Genomic DNA, 14,908 nt, shown 5'->3' with positions numbered 1-14,908 from the left:
GGGTTAGATCAGCCCGCCCATCATGGGGTCGCTGATGCTGTCCTTGCCGGTTTCGACATGGCCGGCGAGTCGATATTCGAAGCCGGCGTCGCCTTCGACGGTGACGGTCAGGTCGTACCATCCGGAGAACAGACCGAGCGACCAGCGCCTCGATGTGCTGGCTCTGCTTTGCAGTTCAAGCACTGTGACCCTGCCGGTGTATTTGTCCAGGATGCGGACCTTGGCCTTTCCGTTTGCGAGATTGGCGATGTTCAGGGTGATGCCGTTTCTCCCTTTGTCGTAGCTGGCTTTGACGTCCAGATTGGCAGGGCCGTTTGGGCTGCCTTTGAAGGACCGGAAAAAGCCGTTCGGGCCATAAACCGACAGCTCGTAGCCGGCGGAGGCGCTCCAGCTGCCGGAGAGCGATTTGGCGGGCTCGACCGTGTAGGTTCTGGGCATTTCCTGATCGTTCCCCGAACGGACCTGGAAGACTGCGGCTGCCGTACCGACGTTTTCGAAATCAATGCGGAACGCATTGCCGATGCGGGCGCCATGGGCGTGGAGCGCATAGGGCAGGGCACGCGCCCGGCGGACGCCGGACTCCTGGACGGGCAGCGTCTGGTTGACGGGCGGGGTCGGCACCTCTTTCGAATAGGCGTCCTTGTTCAGGTCGGTCGGCACATAGGCGCTGGTAGCCGGCAACCTGACCTTCCGGGCGTTGGGTCTCTTGAAGTCGAAGGCGCTGGTGAGATCACCCACTACCGCACGCCGCCATGGGGTGATATTGGGTTCGATCAGCGCGGGATGCTCGTCCGCGAAGCGCGCCTCGATGAAGCGGATCAAGGAGGTGTGATCGAACACCTGCGAATTCACCCAGCCGCCCTTGCTCCAGGGGGAGATCACCAGCATCGGCACGCGCATACCCAGGCCGTAAGGGGCGGAAGGGGGATTCCTGGGATCGCTGGGGTTGCCCGGAAAGATTTCATTGACGGTGTCGACGGTGGACAGGCCCTGGCCGTCGTTCATCGGTGGGGTTGGCGGAACGATGTGGTCGAAGTACCCGCCTTCTTCGTCGAAATTGATGAAGAAAACGGTCCTGCTCCAAACCTCCGGGTTGGCAACCAGGGCGTCCATGATCCGGGAGATGTACCATGCGCCCCAGTTGGCCGGCCAGATCGGATGTTCGCAATAGGCCTCTGGTGCGCAGATCCAGGAGACCTGGGGCAGTTTGCCCGACATGACGTCCGCGCGGAAGTCCTCCAGCAGCTTCAGCGGATCCTTGCCGTGCGCCTTGATTTCTGTTCCGGTCTTGGCGCGATCCGCCAGCGGATCGCCGGGCTGGGCGTTTTGGTATTGATGGAAATACAGTAGGGAATTGTCGCCGTAGTTGCCGATGAACGGGTCGGAGGTCCAGCCCCACCAGTTGCCATTGTCCGCGTTCAAGCCGTCGCCGATATCCTGATAAACCTTCCAGGTAATGCCGGCGTCCTGCAGTCGCTCCGGATAGGTATGCCAATCGTAGCCGGCCTCGTCGTTGAAGATCACTGGGCCGCCGCCCTGGCCGTCGTTGCCGCACCAGCCGGTCCACATGTAATAGCGGTTGGCATCGGTCCCGCCCATTAGGGAGCAATGGTAGGCGTCGCAGATCGTAAAGGCGTCCGCCAGCGCGTAGTGGTAGGGGATGTCCTTGCGGCCCAGGTAGGTCATGGCGGCGACCCCCTTGTTCGGGACCCACTGGTCGTGATTGCCCCAGTTCCAGGCGGCATGGGTGTTGTTCCAGCTGTGGGGCGGGTCCGGCGAGAACCACAGACCTGCGTTTTCGACGTCCGGGCGGAACGGCAGGAGATAGCCCGCTCCATCGGGCTGATGCCAGACCGCCTTGCCGTTGGGGAGCATCACCGCCCTGGGGTCGTTGAAGCCACGTACGCCCCGCATCGTGCCGAAATAGTGATCGAAGGAGCGGTTTTCCTGCGTCAGGATGACGACGTGCTCTACGTCCTTGATGGTGCCCGTGCGATTGTTGGCGGGAATCTCCAAGGCACGGGCGATGCTGGTCGGCATCGCTGTAGCCATTGCGCCCGAGCCCATCAACTTGAGGAATGTACGACGATCGGTGTTGCCCATGACTTGCCTCACTCTCTGGATTTGTTATCGGTCCGCGCCCATTTCCAAGCCTCTTCGCCTACCGAATCGCCCAGCCAAACAAGGAAGGCTGGGTATGGGGCTGGAAGAATTTCGAGAAGACAGGGAATTGTAGGCGGGCAAGGATGTCACCTGTGAAACAGCCCGATGACCGATCCGTTACGCCTTTCCTGTGCGGCAACGTAGTTGGTGCCGGAAGGATCACGAGGCGGCTGATAGTTGAGGAACGCCGAGTCGGTGGGGACCAACTTGCCGCTCGCTCCATCGAAATGGAGCCTCGCGGGTTTGATGAAGTAGTCAACATTGCTGACACCACGTTGTCAGGAGCCGTCCCTTACCATACAGCCTCCCGACCAACTCTACGGAGACCCTAAACATGAGCAACGTTGCGAACTGGTTCGAAATCCCGGTGAAAGATATGGCGCGGGCCAAGGCGTTTTATCAGGAAGTCCTCAAAACGACGTTCAAGGATGAGGCGATGGGCAGTTACCAGATGGCGATCTTCGCTTCCGAAGGACCGGCGGTCAGTGGCATGCTGATAGCCGGCGAACATTACGAACCCAGCCAGACCGGTGCGGTCGTCTATCTCAACGGCGGAACGGACCTAAGCCAGCCATTGCAGCGCGCGGTCGAGCACGGCGCCAGCGTGCTGGTGCCGAAAACGCCGATCCATGACGGCGCCTGCGGTTACTTCGCACAATTCCTGGACAGCGAAGGCAACCGCGTCGGCTTGTACTCGCCGGCTTGAACCTCGTCGGGACGGGCGGCTGGGCGTACTTCGGCTGCCCGCCTACGCGATGCGACGCGCCGACCGCCTGTTCCAGATCGTTCAAATCCTGCGCAACAAGCGCTTGATCACGGCCCGAGCGCTGGCCGAACGGCTGGAGGTTTCCGAACGCACGATTTACCGCGACATCCAGGATCTCAGCCTATCGGGTATTCCCGTCGAAGGAGCGGCCGGTGTCGGCTACACCTTGCGGCATGCCATCGACATACCCCCCATCATGTTCACTACAGCAGAACTGGAGGCGCTCGTGATCGGGGCCAGGATGGTGAAATCCTGGGGTGGAACCGAACTGGGCCATTCCGCGCAATCGGTACTCGACAAGGTGACGGCGGTCATCCCCGCGGAACTGAAGGCCAACATCGAGCGCAGCAAGCTGTTCTCGCTGCGCTTCAGTGAACGGGAGGATATCGACGTCACGCTCGACATCTGCCGGAAAGCCATCGACATGAAGCGTTTCCTCCTCTTTGGTTATCGCCGTGCGGACGGCGAGCAAACCCAGCGCCGCATTCGCCCTTTAGGACTGTACTTCTGGGGAAACGTCTGGTCGTTGGCCGGTTGGTGCGAATTACGGGAAGACTTCCGTAATTTCCGGCTGGACCGCATGCAGTCCATCCTGATGGAAAACGAATCCTTCGAAGATGGGGCTGGGCAGAGCCTGCAGGACTTCATCAAGCGGATGACCCGCAATCCGTGACATCACCGCGCTTTGAATCGCCATCGGCAGGTAATTAATGTCCCAGTCGTAGCCTGGGTTCGGTGTGCTGGCGCAGAGCGCCCTGGATTTGCTCCGGGCCCGCAGGGGCCGTTCGCTGCGGCGAGGACCCAGTTGGCCTTCCGCTCGCAGCACACGGTGGAAGGTCGGTTCCGTGGTGAGATAGCGTCCCTGATCGGTCAAGCTTGGGATGATCCGGCTCGGCGGTGATGGCCAAACGCCGGTGAATCGGCCAGCGCCTCGGCGCGCAAGGTCGATGACCTGGGCCAGGCGATGGGACCTTTAGAAGAATATCTATGAGCGGGTGGGCTCGTTCCTGAACCGGCCGATCGACGGCGTGTGGCCGGACCGGAGGCTGGATGCGACCGACCTGAAGGTCCGCCCAAGGGGGCTGGCGGTGTCAATGGCGGCAATCATCGCCTGTGGCGTGAACCCGGACGGCCGGCTGGAGATTCTGGGTCGGGGGCGGGGTGAACCCGAACCCATACCGGAAGACCAGTGTGATCCGTGTCACTGGCTAGGATGCCTCGAACATTGCGGCAGGAATCGTTGCTGATCCGCAGAACACCTCACGGCTGCGCGACGGGAATTGCGAGGGTGGGGCAGGGGGATTCGATCGGGCCGACTTCCGGAAGGTTCGCTTCCAAGATTTCCCTGGCCATCGATTCCGCCCTGGTCAGTTCGTCGGCGAAGATGTCTGTCGCGTATTCAGCAGCGGAGGTCTCGACGTAGGAGGTATCGGGCGGACTGCCGGGTTCTCTCACATCGATGGAGGTGATCGTGGATAAGCCCGGTCGGATGAGTCGGCCTTGAATTTCCTCCTTTTGCAGCGTGATGCGCACTGGCACGCGTTGGACGATATGGATGAAATTGCCGGTGGCGTTGTCCGGCGGAAGCAGGGCAAACACGCTGCCTGTGCCGGGAACCAACCCTTCCACCTTGCCGTGCAGGGTGTGGCTTTTCCCATAAACGTCCACGACGATGAGCGCCCGTTGGCCCGGTCGCACCCGGCGCATATCCGTCTCGCGCAGATTCGCCTCGACCCACAGGTGATCCAATGGCACGATGGTCATGAGGGGGTCGCCCGGTTTGACCCGATCGCCGACCTGCGCCTTGCGTTTGGCCACGTAGCCGGTAGCAGGGGCGACAATATGCTGGCGGTTGTATTCGAGAAAGGCCTCAATGAAGTTGTTCTTGGCCACTTCCACATCGGGATGACCTCTGCGGGTGGTACCGCCCACTTGGGCCTCGGCCGACAACAGTTCTGCGCGCGCTTCTCGAACCTCGGCTTCAAGGGCTCTGCGGTGGTCCTCGGCGTTCTGCAGCACCTGTTCGGATACTGATCCGCTGGGAACCGCTTCCCGGTAACGGATCAGATCGTGACGGACTCGCTCGAGATCGGCGGCACGGGCGGCCAGTCTCTGGCACATCTGCTGGCGCCTGGCGAAAAGGCCGGCGACACGGCGCAAAACCCGCGCTAGATTGCCTTGCGCCCGTCCCAGTGTGGCCGCGGCACGGTGTTCATCGAGGCGAACCAACAGATCGCCCTTGCGGACGTACTGGCTTTCCTCCACAAGAACCTGGGTAACGATGCCGGTCGCATCGGCTTCCACCGGGATCAGGTTGCCGGCGATGAAGGCGTTATCTGTGGTCACCCAGAAGCGGCCGTCCAGCCAAAAATAAACGGCATAGGTCGCAGCCGTGAGCAGCAGCAATAGAAACACCGCCAGTAGACGCCGGTTGCGGCGGGCACGTATCTCTTTGGGGCGAACCTTCATGGATGCGTGTTTTTCCATAGTCGTCAGGGGTTGTCGGTTACTGCGCCTCTTGCTCGAGCGGCTCCATCCGAATCTGATTGTGGTATCCGCCGCCCAATGCCTCCACCAGATCGACCGCGGCTACCAATTGGTCAGCCTCCAGTACCCTGGCGGCATACTCCTGTTCCAGTACGGCGTGCTGTTGCTCGAGCACTGGCCGGCGGTCATCCAGGCCGCTGTGCAGGCGTACCTGTACGAACGCCAGTTTCTCCCGTTGCGCAGCCAGCAGGTGTTGGTGGGCCTCCCGAATGGCGCTGGTCTCACGCCAGGCGCTCAGGCTGTCGGCGACTTCCTGGACGGCATGCAGCAGGGTGTCGTTGTAGAGCTCCACCGCGCGGTCGTATTCGGCCCGCTGAGCCGACAACTCACCGCGCAGGCGTCCGCCTTCAAACCAGGGAATCCGCACCCCCGGCGCTACGCCGTAGGTGATGCTGGATCCCGAGAACAGCAGATTCGCCAAGTGATTCGCTCCTTTGGTCAGCACCAGGGCATTGGTTCCCACGAAGGCCGTCAGGTCGACGGAAGGGAAAAAAACCGCTTTGGCTTCCTTGATCCGCTGCGCCGCGGCTTCGGTGTGGTAGAGCGCCGCAGTCAGGTCGGGGCGGTGAGCAAGTAGTTCCAAGGGTAGATGCGTGGGCCACGGGACTCTCGCCGGGATGGGTACCGGATGAGTCGTGAGGTGCGATGTCACATCGGGACCACTGCCGATCAGGCGCGCCAACAGGTTCTTTTGCAATTCCAGTTGGTCGCGAACTCCCGCTTCGCGCTTGTTGGCGGATTCCTGTTCCACCAAGGCCTGCTTAACGGCATCGGCGGAGTCCAGCCCCAGTTTGAAGCGCGTCTCGGCAAGTTCTGACAGAGTGCGCCGCAATTGGACCATGTCGCGTGTCAAATCCAGTTGCTGCCTCAGCGCTACCATCCGGAAGTAGGCGCGTGCGACAGCGGTGGTGAGCAACAGCCGAGTCTCGGCCCGCTCGGCTTCCTCGGCTGCGGCCTCACCCAAGGCGGCCTCCAGAGCCGCGCGATTCTTGCCCCAGAAGTCGAATTCATAACGGAAGCTCAGCGGACTGATCATCCCCGACATGATGCGGATTCCGGCGACCTCGGGATTGAGTGCGGCAAAGACGCCATGGGACGAAATTCTTTCGACGGTGAGTTCGGCTTCGGCATCCAGGAACGGCAGCAGTCTCGCCCCTTCCACACGCACTAGCGCCTGGGCCAGACGCAGTCGGGCCGAAGCCACCTTGAGCCCGGGATTGTCCTTCAAGGCCAAGTCCATGAGTCGGTTCAGTTCAGGACTGCGGAACTCACGCCACCATCCCTCGCGGGGCCATCGCTGGCTGAAGTTCAGCTGCTCCCGTGCGCCCGCCCGAGTTTCCTCCATGGGTACGGTCTTGGTGAATTGGGCTCGTTCTCCTTCCGAGGGAATCCAGGCACAGCCGGCAAGCAGCAACAAAAGCCCGCCGGCGGCTGCGAGAAGCAGGTGTCTTCCTCCCAGGGGTGGTGGCCTCATGGTTCTTCCATCAATTCTTCCGCCCCCCGTTCTTGTAACTGTTCGACGCGGGTCGGAGGCCGGTGGGTGGGCGCGGCGAGCCAGACGAGTCCGGCCAGTCCGATGAAGAGATGGCTCGCCAGGAGAAATGCGTCGTTCAGACCCAGAATCGCGGCGTGCTGCTTGATGGTCGCCAACAGCTTGTCCACCAAGGCATCGGGGGAGATACCGGCCTGCTCCAGCTGGGCGGAGAAACGCCCCAGTTCGTCGAAAGACACGAATTGCCGTCCGCCTAAACGATCGGCCAGCAGCAGTTGATGAAAAGGGGTACGCCGAAACAGCACCACGCCCGCAAGCGTGATGCCGAAGGCTCCTGCGGCTATGCGCAACAGGCCGGCTTCTTCGGCCGCGCGCGCTAGCCGGCGGCTGGACAGGCCGTGCAGGGTCAACAGGGTCAAGGGGGTGAAGAATGAGCCCAGAAAAAAGCCCAGCAGCAGCATGGGCCAAATGATCTGATCGAAAGATGCTGGCTTATCGAACAGACCGATCCAGTGCAGGGTGAATGCGAAACCCAGCAAGTTGACACAGGCGAAAGGGCGCGCATCCAAGCCATTGACGATTTCGTGCATGATGGCTGTCACGGGAGCCGCCAGCAGGACCATGGTGAGAAACTCCAACCCTGCGAGCCAGGATGAATACCCCAGCAGGAGTTGGAGCTGGGCGATGAACAATGAGAGCAGCCCCTGAATGGTGAGGAAGCCAAGCGTGAGGCAGGTCACGCCGATAGCGAAGTTGCGGTGGGCGAACAGGCGGATCTCGAGGGCCGGATGGCGCTCGCCCAGTTCCCATATAACGAAGCAGGGCAGCGCCACCAGAACGAGGATCAACATGCCGCGCAGGAAGGGCGAGTCGAACCAGTCGAAATCGTTGCCTTGATTCAGAATCGTCTGCAATCCGCCAAGGATTACGCATAGCAAGCTGAAACCGACGAAGTCGAAGCGGAAGTGGCGGCGTTCGAATCCACGTCCGTAGAGCAAAGCGCCTGTGATTCCGGCGACGGCCAGGGCGATGGGCACATTAAGAAAAAACAGGAAGCGCCAGCCCAATTCATCAGCGATCCAGCCGCCGACCGGGAAACCGATGGTGAATGGCATCAGGCTGAACAAAGCCCAGACTGCCAGTCCGACCGATCTGAGCCGCGCCGGGTATTCTTTCAGCAACAGCGCCTGGCCGATGGGAAGCGTGATGCCCCCGGCGAAGCCGAGCAGGATACGTGCCGGCAGGAACAGCCGCAGGGTTTCGCTGCGCGCGCACAGGCAGGAGGCCAGTGCATACGCGACGAAAGACACGACGAACAGGCGATAGTCTCCGAATCGGCCCGACAGCCAGCGGGCTATGGGGAAGGCCAGGGCCAGAGCGATCATGAAATCGGTTTGGGCCCAGGTTCCAAAGCTAGGCAAAACCCCGCCCAAGTCGCCGGCGGCATGCGGCATCAGGGCGATATAGGAACCGGCATTGAAGAGCACCACCATGTGTCCTAGGCCGAGTGCAACGTTCAGGAGGATGAACCGCCACCCGCGCAGGCGTCTGGGAAAGATCGGTGACCTCTTTTCACGCATATCCGCGGGACGCGCCGATCACCGCAGACCGGCCCTGGCCGGTGGCCGGCTCAGGCTCATTCGGACAATTGCTTCTCCCCGCGCTACGATAGCGGTCGGGGTGCTCGACCCGGTGTCGACGCCATCGCAGGAGTACGGCATCAGCAGCTGCATAGAGGGGCATGGTTTCTCCCTGGCGGTAACTGTGTCGAGGCGAAAGATATCACGCCATGATATAAAGTTGAATATTGGAGATCCCGATTGGCGACGAAAACAACCGAACAACCCTTGTCGAAAAGAGATTTCGAGGCGTTGGCCCAGTTCCGCTATCAACTGCGACGGTTCCTGCGCTTCAGCGAGAACGTGACGCGGCGGCATGGCGTCACGCCGCTGCAATATCTGTTGTTGCTCCATATCAAAGGTTTTCCGGATCGCGAGTGGGCCACCGTGGGAGAGTTGGCCGAGCGCCTGCAGGCCAAGCACCACGGGGTCGTGGCCTTGATCACGCGGTGCGAGAAGCTGGGTTTGGTGGAACGCAGTGTCGATCCCCGGGACAAGCGCCAGGTCCAAGTGCGTTTGCGGGACAAAGGTGAGGCGTGCCTGGAGCAGTTGGCCAGGCTCCATCGCGCCGAACTGCTTTCCCTGCAAGGCAAGTTCACGGTGCCGGACTTGAAATCGTTCAGCCCCAACGATTAGGTGCCGCGACGCGGTTGGATCGGGCGCGGTATGAAAAAATCTGCATGATTGAGCGCAGGACGCCAGCGATCGTCAAGGCGGAAAAGCTCGCGGCCGCGTCCGATGGTTCGATGGCTGGCGCGAACACGAGCATCTATTTTTCCCTTTCTTCCCTCTGCTCCTCCTGCAGTTCCTTGATGCGCTCCTCGATCGCCGAGTCGGTCTGAAAATCGCGTCCAGGTGCTCTTTGCGCGAGCTTGAGATGCAGAATGGCGTTGCGGGTCTGGCCGTCGGCGTAATAGGCTTCGGCCAAGTAGCGGTGGGATTCCGCTTCGTTGCCGAGCTGGGAGTGAGCCTGCGCTAGCAGCTCGTACACTTCCGGCGTTGCCGGGAACCGGAGCAGGTACTCCTGCAGCCGCTTGCGCGCCTCCGCGGGTTTACCGGACCGGACCAGGGTCTGGGCGTAGTTCAGGCTGAGCGCGCGGTTGCCGGGAAAGCGCTTCAAGGCTTCCTCGTAGGTGGCGAGGGCGGCGGGATAGTTCTTGGCTTCGCGCTCGGCGTCGGCAAGCGCGTTGTAGAATTGTGACTGCTCGGGATAGCGGCGGATGAGCTCCTGGAGCATGGGTCCGCCCTGGCCGATCTTGCCCTGGGCGATCAGGGCCAGGGCCAGGCCGTAATGGGCTACATCCTGCTGCTGGCGGGTGCCCACGTCGGAGATCGCGGTGAAATAGCTGACGCTTTCCTGAGGGTTGTGGGTCGTCTGCACGTGCAGCTTGGCTCGGATGATCTGGTAGGTGAACGAGTCGGGATACTGTTTGTAGGGATATTGTTCGGCTCGCCCGCGGGTGTCGGCGATACGGGACATGGTGACCGGGTGAGTGAGGAGAAATTCCGGCGTGCTGCGGCCGGTGGAGAAGCGGGTGGATTGCTGCATTCTTTCGAAGAAGGTGGGCATCGCACGGGGGTCGAAATTCGAACCGGAAAGTATTTTCATGCCCACCCGGTCGGCTTCGGCTTCGTTGTCTCGGGTAAAATTGATCTGCATCTGCTGGCTGGCCGCCGTAGCGGCGATGACTGCGGCCTGGCCCAACTGGCTGGAGCCGGTTCCGGCGCCCAGCAGCACACCGGCCAGCATGGCCGCCGCAGTCGGCAGCGACATTCGGCCGGCGGCCTGGAATGCTTCGTAGAGGTGGCGCTGGGTGATGTGCGCGATTTCGTGTCCGAGCACCGATGCCAGCTCACTTTCGCTTTCGGTCGTGAGGATCAGGCCCGAGTTGACGCCAATGTAGCCGCCGGGACCGGCGAATGCGTTGATAACCGGCTGGTTGACGACGAAGAAGTGAAAGGGCTGCCCCGGCGTGTCGCTGTTTTCCACCAGCTTCCGCCCCAGGGCCTGGATATAGTCGGTGACTTCCGGATCTTCGTTGATCTGTACCTGGAGGTGCAGATTGCGGTAAAAGGCTTCGCCCAGCGCCTTTTCCTGCTGCGGCGTGAAAAGCGTGCCGGTGGAATCGCCCATGTCCGGCAGCTCGAGGTTGAGCGGTTCGCCGGTCGCGGGCAAAGCGGTAATCAGCAGGGCGGCTGTCAGCATGGCGGTTGCCAGTTGAAACGGCGGACGGGCGGGGCGGCTGGGATGTGTCATGAAAGCGATTGGAATGGTCGAGCGGAAAGGGGATCGAAGCGGTTCGTGGCGGGAGCTGTGATCATGAAATTCGTCATACAGATCAATGCGAGCCCGCGCGAGGCTCAGGCGGCGAACAGCGCATATCAGTTTATCAAAGCCGCTCTGGCGAACGGGCACCATATCCTGCTGGTGTTCTTTTACTATGACGGTGTGTATAACGCACAAGTTTCATCGTTCGCCGGGGAAGATGATCTCTCCGCCCGCTGGAGCACCCTGGCGCATGAACATGGCCTGGATCTGGTCCTGTGCGTTTCGGCGGCCCAGCGCCGGGGTCTGGTTTCGACGGAAGGAAGGGATGAAGGATCGCTTGCGCCCGGCTTTCGCATCGGAGGTCTCGGCCAGTGGGTGGACGCCTGCCTGAAGGCGGACCGGCTACTCACCTTTGCCGGATGAGTCATCCCAAGAGTTTCGTATTCGTGGTGCGGCAGCCGCCATTTTGCGGCGGTCGCAATGTTGAGATGGTGGACCAGTTGCTGGCGGTTGCGGCCTTCGATCATCCCGTGGATGTCCTATTTCTCGACGACGGTGTGTGGCAGTTGCAGGTGCCGGGTTCCGTCGAGGGTGGTGCGCTCCGCCCGTTGGGGCCGCTGATTAGAACCCTGGAGTTGTACGATGTCCGCGAAGTCGCGGTGGAAACCGAATCGCTCGTCGAACGCGCGTTGTCGCCGGATGCGCTGGTCGTGCCGGTACGGTTGCTGGCGCGGAGCGAGGTTCCGGGCTGGATCGCCGGCCACGATGTCGCCGTGGGGGGCGGATGAGCGTGCTGCATCTGGTCAATGCCTCGCCCTTCGAGAGCGCAGCCCTCAGCCGTTGCCTCGCCCGGGCGGGGGAGGGTGACGCCGTGCTCCTGCTGGAAAACGGCGTCTATGGTGCTCTGGCCGGCCGCCGGTTTTCGTACGAAGTGGCCGAGGCGGCGGCGCGGCTGGACATCCGCGTGCTGGGACCGGATCTCGACGCCCGCGGTCTGTGCGCACCCGACCTGCTGCAGTCGCTCGGCCGGGTGGGTTATGACGGTTTCGTCGAACTCGCAGCGCATCACGAGCTTTCGCTGACATGGACTTGAAACCGCCTTTGCCGCTCGGCCCCGACGGTTTCCTGCTGGATTCGCGGTCCTGGGACGAAGATACGGCGGAACGTCTCGCGGAAACGATCGGTATCCGTCTGACCGATCCGCATTGGGAGATCGTCCGCTTCATCCGGGACTACCATCGCCGGTTCGATCATCTGCCGACTGCCCGCTTGTTCGTGAAGGCGGTCCGCAAGGAGCTGGGAGAAGCCAAAGGTAACAACCGTTATCTGCACGGCCTGTTCCCCGGGGGACCACTCAAGCAGGCGTGCCTGATCGCCGGCCTGCCCAAACCGCCTGGCTGCCTGTAAGCCGACCGGGGGGTGCGGTCTGCTAAAATCCGGTGTCTTTTTTTTCCACCGAGCGCGTGCCTTGTATCCCAGGAGCAAACTTTTTTCTTCCCCACCGAAATTCCGTGATGCCCATCGGGGCTGCGGCCCGGAGATGCCGCAGTCCCTGGAATCCTGGGTATTTGAAAGCGGCTCACTGACCCAGCGTTTGAAAGCCGCCTGCGGCAGCTGCTTCAATGTCCGCGTAATCCACCAGGGGTTCGCCCATCCGTTTCCGGACGAGGTGTTGCTGCTGAAACTCCGGTCCGGCCGCCATGCCCTGGTGCGCGAAGTCGAACTCAGATCCGGCGAACAGCCTTGGGTTCTGGCCCGCAGCGTCCTCCCGGTGCAAACCCTGAAGGGTGTCGGACGCCGGCTGACGCGCCTTGACAATCGTCCGCTGGGGGAAATCCTGTTCGCCTCCCGGTGTTTGCGGCGTCAAGGCCTGGAAACAGCTCAGATCGGGATCCGTCAGTGGCGCCCGGAGGTTCGTGCCGGCCTGGAACCGGATGAGACGGTCTGGGGCCGGCGCTCGCTCTATTCGATTGGGGGAAGGCCCTTGCTGGTTGCCGAGTTCTTCCTTCCCGTGCTGCTTCCGGCCATGGAGTCTGCATGAGTCTTCCTCCTTCGCTCAAGTCCCGTGCCGATGCTTACTGGCGGCTCATGCGTTTCGACAAGCCCATCGGCATCTTCCTGCTGCTCTGGCCTGCCCTGTGGGCACTGTGGATCGCCGGGCAGGGGCGACCCGATCCGGGCGTGGCGACCGTGATCGTGCTTGGCGTGGTGTTGATGCGGGCGGCGGGCTGCGTCATCAACGACTACGCCGACCGTGATTTCGACCCGCACGTCGAACGCACCCGGCTGCGACCGATCGCGGCGGGGGAGGTGACGCCGAAGGAGGCTCTGATCCTGTTCCTGGTTCTGTGCCTGACGAGCTTCGCGCTGGTGCTGACGATGAACGGCCTGACCATCGCCCTGTCGGTGCCGGGCGCGTTCCTGGCCGCCTCTTACCCCTTCACCAAACGCTATACCCATCTGCCTCAGGCCTATCTCGGCCTGGCCTTCGGCTGGGCCATTCCCATGGCTTTCGCTGCCCAGACCGGCTCGATTCCGGCCGTGGCCTGGGCGCTGTACGCGGCGACGGTACTGTGGGCACTGATCTACGACACCATGTACGCCATGGTGGACCGGGAGGACGACGTGAAAATCGGGATCAAGTCAACCGCAATCCTGTTCGGACGGCACGACCGTGAGATCATCGGCGCCTTGCAGATCGCCATGCTGGCGATCCTGTCCGGCACCGGCCGCTATCTGGGCTTGGGGTGGCCCTATGCGCTGGGCTTGGCCGCCGCGGCGGGGTTCTCGGTCTACCAGCAGGTCCTGATTTCCCGGCGGGAGAAGTCCAAGTGCTTCCGCGCCTTCCTCAATAATCACTGGTTCGGTGCGGCGGTGTTCGCCGGCTTATTCGCAGACTACGCGTGGGACGGCTGAGCCGGCCGTTCAGAGCACGAGGCCGAATCGCGCCCCGGGAGCTCTTGGGCGCAAAACCCTCAGCCTCCTCGAGGTCCTTCAGCAACTTCCCGAAGAACTGGCTCAGCCCCGGCTATTCCACGATCGAAGGCCGGTCGATCTCATGTGCCTGCTACAGCAATGGGAAGGCCTTTTCAAACTGATGGAACCGTGGCCGCCGGTGAACGTCTTCCCGACTCATCGGCTCATACCCGGTGCAGCACCAGTTCCAGCACCATCTTGCTACCGAAATAAGCCAGCATCAGCGCGGCGAAGCCGCCCAGGGTCCAGCGGATAGCGGTCCGGCCGCGCCAGCCGCGGAACCGGCGTCCACCGAGCAAGGCGGCAAACACCCCCCAGGCGGCGATGGAAAGCACGGTCTTGTGTGCCAGATGCTGGCCGAACAGGTCTTCGACGAACAGAAATCCGGTCACCAGGGACACGCTGAGCAGGACGAACCCAGTCCCGATGAGCTGGAACAGCAGTTTTTCCATGGTCTGGAGGGGCGGCAGCGAGCGCACGAACCCGCTGGCGTGGCGGGTTTTGATGCGCCAGTCCTGAACGGCGAGTACGATCGCCTGCAAGGCAGCGATGTTGAGGAAGCTGTAAGCCAGCATCGACACCACGATGTGCAGGCGCATCTCCAGAGAATGGTTCTTCAGAAAATGCGCACTCCCGGGCATTGAGAGCTTCAGGGCCAGAATCAGGGCGGCCATTGGAAACACCACGATGCCAAGTTTCTCGACCGGTCTGAAGAAGGCTCCGGCCAGCAATACGGTGGCGATCATCCAGGCCGCGGCGGACAGGGTATTCGGAAAGCCGATGTTGAGATCCCCTTCGGGGTCGAACAGCGTGGAAAGCGTCAATGCATGGCACCCCACCGCCAGAAAGCCGAACACCAGTGTCGCCCCTTTCTGACGCCGCGTCTCCAGCGCGGAGAGGTAATCGGTCCGTAGAGACTGGTAGAGGGATGCGGCGGCAGCGAGGTAGGCCAGGATCGCGGTGACGGCGAAGATCGTGGAATGCATAGGGGGTCATGTCCTCCGCAGCGTAGTCTGGCATAATGTCCGGTCTGTTTGAAGCTGCGCCAACCGCGTTGCACCGAGAGTCAAGACTTT

General features: G+C 62.0%; 16 protein-coding genes. 10 read left to right on the top strand and 6 right to left on the bottom strand.

Annotated features, from left to right (window positions below; genetic code table 11):
* Positions 1 to 3: 3 nt before the first annotated feature.
* Positions 4 to 2,103 (bottom strand): phosphocholine-specific phospholipase C, encoded by a 2,100-nt coding sequence (locus tag N4J17_RS13970; RefSeq protein WP_198322023.1) that lies wholly within the window; start codon positions 2,101 to 2,103, stop codon positions 4 to 6.
* A 394-nt stretch (positions 2,104 to 2,497) separates the two neighbouring features.
* Between N4J17_RS13970 and N4J17_RS13965 the strand changes: the two genes are divergently transcribed.
* The 3 genes from N4J17_RS13965 (at position 2,498) to N4J17_RS16620 (ending at position 4,176) form a co-directional block, all read left to right on the top strand.
* The gene (locus N4J17_RS13965; protein WP_198322022.1) at positions 2,498 to 2,869 is read left to right on the top strand and encodes a VOC family protein; all 372 of its coding nucleotides are present in this window, start codon (positions 2,498 to 2,500) and stop codon (positions 2,867 to 2,869) included.
* Between the two features lie 49 nt (positions 2,870 to 2,918).
* Positions 2,919 to 3,602, top strand: coding sequence for a helix-turn-helix transcriptional regulator (locus N4J17_RS13960; protein WP_198322021.1), 684 nt, complete (start codon positions 2,919 to 2,921; stop codon positions 3,600 to 3,602).
* A 322-nt stretch (positions 3,603 to 3,924) separates the two neighbouring features.
* Entirely contained in the window at positions 3,925 to 4,176 is a 252-nt protein-coding gene (locus tag N4J17_RS16620; RefSeq protein WP_198322020.1) for a transposase, read from the top strand.
* A gap of 13 nt (positions 4,177 to 4,189) precedes the next feature.
* On the opposite strand, the gene N4J17_RS13950 is transcribed toward N4J17_RS16620, so the two are convergent.
* The 3 genes from N4J17_RS13950 to N4J17_RS13940 are packed head-to-tail and all read right to left on the bottom strand — an operon-like array spanning position 4,190 to position 8,548.
* The gene (locus N4J17_RS13950; protein ID WP_198322056.1) at positions 4,190 to 5,398 is read right to left on the bottom strand and encodes an HlyD family efflux transporter periplasmic adaptor subunit; all 1,209 of its coding nucleotides are present in this window, start codon (positions 5,396 to 5,398) and stop codon (positions 4,190 to 4,192) included.
* 37 nt (positions 5,399 to 5,435) lie between these two features.
* The gene (locus N4J17_RS13945; RefSeq protein ID WP_198322019.1) at positions 5,436 to 6,950 is read right to left on the bottom strand and encodes an efflux transporter outer membrane subunit; all 1,515 of its coding nucleotides are present in this window, start codon (positions 6,948 to 6,950) and stop codon (positions 5,436 to 5,438) included.
* The gene (locus tag N4J17_RS13940; protein ID WP_198322018.1) at positions 6,947 to 8,548 is read right to left on the bottom strand and encodes a DHA2 family efflux MFS transporter permease subunit; all 1,602 of its coding nucleotides are present in this window, start codon (positions 8,546 to 8,548) and stop codon (positions 6,947 to 6,949) included. Before N4J17_RS13940 ends, N4J17_RS13945 begins: the two co-directional genes overlap by 4 nt.
* A 240-nt stretch (positions 8,549 to 8,788) precedes the next feature.
* On the opposite strand from N4J17_RS13940, the gene N4J17_RS13935 reads away from it, so the two are divergent.
* Positions 8,789 to 9,223, top strand: coding sequence for a MarR family winged helix-turn-helix transcriptional regulator (locus tag N4J17_RS13935; protein WP_198322017.1), 435 nt, complete (start codon positions 8,789 to 8,791; stop codon positions 9,221 to 9,223).
* Between the two features lie 133 nt (positions 9,224 to 9,356).
* Here the strand turns inward: N4J17_RS13935 and N4J17_RS13930 are convergent, their stop codons facing one another.
* The gene (locus N4J17_RS13930) at positions 9,357 to 10,844 is read right to left on the bottom strand and encodes a M48 family metalloprotease (protein ID WP_338457607.1); all 1,488 of its coding nucleotides are present in this window, start codon (positions 10,842 to 10,844) and stop codon (positions 9,357 to 9,359) included.
* 63 nt (positions 10,845 to 10,907) lie between these two features.
* Between N4J17_RS13930 and tusD the strand changes: the two genes are divergently transcribed.
* The 6 genes from tusD to ubiA all read left to right on the top strand — a co-directional run bounded on the left by tusD (position 10,908) and on the right by ubiA (position 13,772).
* Positions 10,908 to 11,279 (top strand): sulfurtransferase complex subunit TusD, encoded by a 372-nt coding sequence (gene tusD / locus N4J17_RS13925; RefSeq protein ID WP_198322054.1) that lies wholly within the window; start codon positions 10,908 to 10,910, stop codon positions 11,277 to 11,279.
* Positions 11,276 to 11,644: a DsrE family protein gene (locus N4J17_RS13920; RefSeq protein ID WP_198322016.1), complete on the top strand. Its 369-nt coding sequence runs from the start codon at positions 11,276 to 11,278 to the stop codon at positions 11,642 to 11,644. The genes tusD and N4J17_RS13920 overlap by 4 nt, the downstream gene beginning before the upstream one ends.
* On the top strand, positions 11,641 to 11,949 hold the full coding sequence (gene tusB / locus N4J17_RS13915) for a sulfurtransferase complex subunit TusB (RefSeq protein WP_198322015.1): 309 nt from the start codon (positions 11,641 to 11,643) through the stop codon (positions 11,947 to 11,949). Before N4J17_RS13920 ends, tusB begins: the two co-directional genes overlap by 4 nt.
* Positions 11,940 to 12,263: a TusE/DsrC/DsvC family sulfur relay protein gene (locus tag N4J17_RS13910; protein ID WP_198322014.1), complete on the top strand. Its 324-nt coding sequence runs from the start codon at positions 11,940 to 11,942 to the stop codon at positions 12,261 to 12,263. The genes tusB and N4J17_RS13910 overlap by 10 nt, the downstream gene beginning before the upstream one ends.
* A 133-nt stretch (positions 12,264 to 12,396) precedes the next feature.
* Positions 12,397 to 12,897, top strand: a complete 501-nt coding sequence (locus N4J17_RS13905) for a chorismate--pyruvate lyase family protein (protein WP_232470265.1) — start codon at positions 12,397 to 12,399, stop codon at positions 12,895 to 12,897.
* Positions 12,894 to 13,772 (top strand): 4-hydroxybenzoate octaprenyltransferase, encoded by an 879-nt coding sequence (ubiA, locus tag N4J17_RS13900; protein ID WP_198322013.1) that lies wholly within the window; start codon positions 12,894 to 12,896, stop codon positions 13,770 to 13,772. The genes N4J17_RS13905 and ubiA overlap by 4 nt, the downstream gene beginning before the upstream one ends.
* 224 nt (positions 13,773 to 13,996) lie before the next feature.
* On the opposite strand, the gene N4J17_RS13895 is transcribed toward ubiA, so the two are convergent.
* Positions 13,997 to 14,818, bottom strand: coding sequence for a cytochrome C assembly family protein (locus N4J17_RS13895; protein WP_198322012.1), 822 nt, complete (start codon positions 14,816 to 14,818; stop codon positions 13,997 to 13,999).
* Positions 14,819 to 14,908: the final 90 nt, after the last annotated feature.

The sequence above is a fragment of the Methylococcus capsulatus genome (assembly GCF_036864975.1).
Lineage (GTDB): Bacteria > Pseudomonadota > Gammaproteobacteria > Methylococcales > Methylococcaceae > Methylococcus.
Note: the sequence above shows the minus strand (reverse complement) of the source record. Positions and strands in the feature narration are given on the sequence as shown.

Bases quoted from the DNA above. Each gene is read 5' to 3' on its own strand.
- N4J17_RS13970 (WP_198322023.1), bottom strand. From the start codon at position 2,103: ATGGGCAACACCGATCGTCGTACATTCCTCAAGTTGATGGGCTCGGGC.
- N4J17_RS13965 (WP_198322022.1), top strand. From the start codon at position 2,498: ATGAGCAACGTTGCGAACTGGTTCGAAATCCCGGTGAAAGATATGGCG.
- N4J17_RS13960 (WP_198322021.1), top strand. From the start codon at position 2,919: ATGCGACGCGCCGACCGCCTGTTCCAGATCGTTCAAATCCTGCGCAAC.
- N4J17_RS13950 (WP_198322056.1), bottom strand. From the start codon at position 5,398: ATGAAGGTTCGCCCCAAAGAGATACGTGCCCGCCGCAACCGGCGTCTA.
- N4J17_RS13945 (WP_198322019.1), bottom strand. From the start codon at position 6,950: ATGAGGCCACCACCCCTGGGAGGAAGACACCTGCTTCTCGCAGCCGCC.
- N4J17_RS13940 (WP_198322018.1), bottom strand. From the start codon at position 8,548: ATGCGTGAAAAGAGGTCACCGATCTTTCCCAGACGCCTGCGCGGGTGG.
- N4J17_RS13930 (WP_338457607.1), bottom strand. From the start codon at position 10,844: ATGACACATCCCAGCCGCCCCGCCCGTCCGCCGTTTCAACTGGCAACC.
- tusD (WP_198322054.1), top strand. From the start codon at position 10,908: ATGAAATTCGTCATACAGATCAATGCGAGCCCGCGCGAGGCTCAGGCG.
- N4J17_RS13920 (WP_198322016.1), top strand. From the start codon at position 11,276: ATGAGTCATCCCAAGAGTTTCGTATTCGTGGTGCGGCAGCCGCCATTT.
- tusB (WP_198322015.1), top strand. From the start codon at position 11,641: ATGAGCGTGCTGCATCTGGTCAATGCCTCGCCCTTCGAGAGCGCAGCC.
- N4J17_RS13910 (WP_198322014.1), top strand. From the start codon at position 11,940: ATGGACTTGAAACCGCCTTTGCCGCTCGGCCCCGACGGTTTCCTGCTG.
- N4J17_RS13905 (WP_232470265.1), top strand. From the start codon at position 12,397: ATGCCGCAGTCCCTGGAATCCTGGGTATTTGAAAGCGGCTCACTGACC.
- ubiA (WP_198322013.1), top strand. From the start codon at position 12,894: ATGAGTCTTCCTCCTTCGCTCAAGTCCCGTGCCGATGCTTACTGGCGG.
- N4J17_RS13895 (WP_198322012.1), bottom strand. From the start codon at position 14,818: ATGCATTCCACGATCTTCGCCGTCACCGCGATCCTGGCCTACCTCGCT.